The organism is Coleofasciculus sp. (assembly GCF_046539235.1).
Classification (GTDB): Bacteria; Cyanobacteriota; Cyanobacteriia; order Cyanobacteriales; family Coleofasciculaceae; genus Coleofasciculus.
In genome coordinates this window covers 1-2,543 of record NZ_JBKHHI010000612.1, presented here as the reverse complement: position 1 = coordinate 2,543, position 2,543 = coordinate 1, and the positions used below count along the sequence as shown (strand labels likewise).

Genomic DNA, 2,543 nt, shown 5'->3' with positions numbered 1-2,543 from the left:
CTTGTCAATAGCTCAAATTCCGATTATTTTCCTTAAAGACTCGCTGTTCTATCTGCCGGGAAGTTTCCAACTGCAATCTGGTCAAGGATGAAAAGATGATTGGTTCGGGATAAAAAAATGATTCGCTTGTGGGGAATTTATTTCGTTGTCTGTGTCAATCTGTGCGCCTGACTATTCAGTGTTCGAGAAACTGTCATTCCATCTGTGTAATCTGTGTTTTTGTCAATACTTAGTAATGATTCTTATCATAAGTCCAACAAAATACTTATGTCCAAGGGGGAGGTTAGCCGTGAGACGAAAACCATAAATTATACAAAGTCTTACGCAGATTCAAGGGGTTTAGCTGGAGCAAAATTGTTTTTACCCATAAAAAACCCACCATAGATAGTATACTTGAAAACCGCACAAGTCTCTCACAATCGCTGCAACCCCTGAAAATTCGTAGCTTTTTGCCAAAACGAGGTAAAAAACGAGCAATTATGACGTTTTATTAATACGGGAATCTGATTGGAAAATTTAAACCTTTCTGGGGGAAAGAATCGTTTAAATTATCAAAGCTTGAGTAGTCTAAACTTCAGTTGGTATTATTTCTAAGCAACCGTAAACCACTCAAAATCACCAATATGGTAGAACCTTCATGTCCAATAACACCGAGGGGAAGGCTAATACCAATCGTAAAATTAGCCACTAATAACAAACCAATACTACACAAAGCAAACCCAATATTTTGGGTAACCACCTGAGTCACACGACGACCTAAACGAATCGCAGCCGTTAACTTTTCTAAACGATCTGCCATTAAGACAACATCGGCAGTTTCCAAAGCCACATCACTCCCAGCAGTTCCCATAGCAATTCCCACAGATGCAGTTGCCAAAGCTGGGGCGTCATTGATACCATCACCAACCATAGCTACAGTTTGATCTTGTTTTTTCAACCTTTGAATCACCTTAACTTTATCTTCTGGTAAAAGTCCGGCATAAACATGATCAATTCCTAGCTGATGGGCGATGTAACCTGCCGTGCTTTGGCTATCACCACTCAGCATAATAACCTGTTCGATGCCCAGTTGTCTCAATTCTTTGATCACAGTTGCAGCCGCCGGACGTACTGTATCAGCAACGGCGATAATTCCCAATAGTTTACCCGCCGCCGCCACCCAAACAATGGTTTTACCGTCTTGTTTCAGGCGTTCGCTTTCTGCGATTAGAGTTGTAGGGAAGTGAGTAATTTCGGATCGAATAAATTTAGCTGTACCAACTTTTATCGCTTCCCCGTCAACATCACCACTGATCCCAAAACCGGTGTGAGACAATACATTCGTAGCCGATACTAACGTCCAGGATTTATCCATAGCGGCTTGCACAATTGCCTTGGCAATAGGATGTTCGGAATAGGCTTCCACAGCCGCCGCTTTTAACAAAACCCTATCTTCATCGTCTCGATCAACACTGATAATTTGGATAACTTTTGGTTCTCCAGTCGTCAGAGTTCCCGTTTTGTCAAAGGCAATCGCTCGTATTTTGCCGATTACCTCCAATTGAGCGCCACTTTTAAACAAAATACCCTGTCGCGCCCCATTCGTCATTCCCGATAGCAGCGTCGGCATAATTGCCGCCATTAATGCACAGGGAGACGCAACAACCAAAAAAACCAAAGCCTGATAAATTGTCGTTTGCCAATCCCAATTAAAAACAAAAGGGGGGAGAATCGCCAGCAGGATACCACAAACTACAATTACTTTCGCATAACCGCGTTCTAGGCGTTCAATGAACAGTTGAGATGGCGGCGCTTCCGTTTGAGCTTGCTTGACCAAACGAATAACCCGTTGAATCAAGCTACTTTCAGGAGGTTGATGCACTCGCAGAATTAACGCCCCAGCCCCATTAATTGTGCCAGCAAAAACTTCATCTCCCACGGTTTTTTCTCTAGGGAGCGACTCTCCAGTGATAGAGGCTTCATTGAGACTACTTGCACCTTCAATAATCAAGGCGTCGGTTGGGATTAATTCTCCAGGCTTGACTAAAATTTTGTCATCGATTTTCAAGTCTTGAATCGGAATCTGACAGTTTTGACCCTGGAGGATAACCCGTGCGGTATCGGGTGTCAATCCGATCAAACTGCTAATCGCACGGCTGGTTCGTTTCATGGCGTAATCTTCTAATGCACCACTGATGGCAAAGATAAGAATTAATACCGCGCCATCAACAATCAGGAAATAGTCCCGCTGCCAAACGCCTAAAAATGCTGCCCCTAATGCAGCTATGATCATCAATAAATCAACATCGAGTTCCTTTTCAACAAACAGAGTCGTTAGTCCCTCTTTCGCACTATCGTAACCTCCAATCACATAGGCGGCTGGGAGGATAAATAACGCTAATCCTAACCAGCCAAGTTGGAGAAAAAGCCAACCCAGGCATACCAAGACAGCACAGGCTACTGCCGCCCAAGTATCCCCATGTTCTGCGATGATTTTTTTCATTTGATGATGGATGAGTCCCCGACTGACTCATCCTAAACCTTGACATTAATGTCAAGGTCAA

1 protein-coding gene is annotated in these 2,543 nt (G+C 43.4%); it reads right to left on the bottom strand.

What is annotated here, in order from left to right:
* Window positions 1-574: 574 nt before the first annotated feature.
* Window positions 575-2,482 carry a heavy metal translocating P-type ATPase gene (locus tag ACLFWI_RS29255; protein ID WP_446415848.1) on the bottom strand — a complete coding sequence of 636 codons (1,908 nt, stop codon included), beginning with the start codon at window positions 2,480-2,482 and terminating at the stop codon, window positions 575-577.
* Window positions 2,483-2,543 lie beyond the last annotated feature (61 nt).